Here is an 807-nt window from a genome sequence, read left to right as displayed (position 1 = left end):
ATGCGGTACACGGCAATCAGCGCCAGGATGAGCGCCGCATGCCAGCCGTAGCGGCGCAGGAAGTCGGCAAACGGGGCCACCAGTGCGCCCTGGATCCACTCGGCAGCGTTCTTGGCGGGGGGCAGCGCCACGGGCGCAGGCTCACGCGAAAACAACACGGTGACCACGCCCACGGCCATCGACGCCGCCATGGCCAGATAGGCCGCCTGCCAGGCGCCGTTCTGGTACGCGGCGGCACCCAGGGCCACGGCCTGGCCGGCCGCGGGCGCGACCTCGGAGCGCGCGGCAATCCACAGCACACCGGCTCCGGCCCAGATCATCGCGAGGCGGTAACCCGTCTGGTACGACGCCGCCAGCGCGGCCTGGTGGTTGGCGTCGGCCGATTCGATGCGGAAGGCATCGAGCGCAATGTCCTGCGTGGCCGATCCCAACGCCACGGCCAGGGCGCACCATACGATGGGCCCGAGGGTCTGGCGCGGGTCGGCCAGCGCCATGCCGATGAGTCCCGCCACCACCACCAGCTGTGCCAGCAGCAGCCAGCTGCGCCGCCGCCCGAGCAGCCGCGTGAGCACCGGGATGGGCATGCGGTCCACCAGCGGCGCCCACACCCACTTGAAGCCGTAGGCCAGGCCCACCCAGCTCAGGTAGCCGATGGTGCTGCGGTCGATGCCCGCCTCGCGCAGGCGAAAGCTCAGCGTGCCCAGCACCAGCAGCAGCGGCAGCCCGGCCGAAAAACCCAGCGTCAGCATGCGCAGGCTGGCGGGCTCCAGGTACACGCGCAGGGTTTGCAGCCAGGGGGTGCGCGGG

At 71.7% G+C, this 807-nt stretch carries 1 pseudogene; it reads right to left on the bottom strand.

Annotation, left to right across the window (positions count from 1 at the left end):
* Positions 1-807, bottom strand: a pseudogene (locus DBR23_RS30915) (AmpG family muropeptide MFS transporter); the annotation flags it as partial.

This window comes from Acidovorax sp. HMWF018 (assembly GCF_003061035.1).
GTDB lineage: Bacteria > Pseudomonadota > Gammaproteobacteria > Burkholderiales > Burkholderiaceae_C > Acidovorax > Acidovorax delafieldii.
This window is presented reverse-complemented; position numbering and strand designations above follow the sequence as displayed.